Here is a 562-nt window from a genome sequence, read left to right as displayed (position 1 = left end):
CCTACTTCGGGACGGATCCACCTACCGCATGGACTTCGATGACCTTGAACAAAAAGCGGCCAATCCCCGGACCAGGCTGCTGATACTCTGCAATCCCCACAATCCTGTTGGCCGGGTCTGGCAGCAGCATGAACTGCAACGGGTAGGAGACATCTGTCGCCGCCATGACGTCCTTGTGATCGCCGACGAGATCCACGGCGATTTCACCTTTCCGGGTCATCGCTTCTATCCATATGCGTCGGTCGTCGACGAACAAACCGCGCAGATGTCCTTCTCCTGCTTTTCGCCTGCGAAAACCTTCAACATCTCGTCGGTCACCGAGTCCGCCATCGTCATACCCGACGCGGAGTATCGAGAGATGTTCGACCGCTTTGCCTTTCGGCTTGCCCTCGATAAGCCAGCTGCCTTCTCAACCGTCGCAATGGAAGCAGCCTATCGCCACGGAGCGCCTTGGTTAGACGACCTCCTGGAATACCTACGAGGCAACGTCGTATTTGTTGAAAAGTTCTTGCGGGAGCGAATACCCGCAGTCAAGCTCGTGGAGCCGCAAGGCACCTTTTTG

Annotated in this window: 1 protein-coding gene; it reads left to right on the top strand. The window is 56.6% G+C overall.

Going from position 1 to position 562, the window contains the following annotated elements:
* Positions 1-28: 28 nt before the first annotated feature.
* Positions 29-562, top strand: a 534-nt coding sequence (locus tag CKO31_RS26395) for an aminotransferase class I/II-fold pyridoxal phosphate-dependent enzyme (RefSeq protein ID WP_242475715.1), incomplete at its 3' end; no start/stop codon positions are given.

Source organism: Thiohalocapsa halophila (genome assembly GCF_016583825.1).
In the GTDB taxonomy this organism is placed as follows: domain Bacteria; phylum Pseudomonadota; class Gammaproteobacteria; order Chromatiales; family Chromatiaceae; genus Thiohalocapsa; species Thiohalocapsa halophila.
Note: the sequence above shows the minus strand (reverse complement) of the source record. Positions and strands in the feature narration are given on the sequence as shown.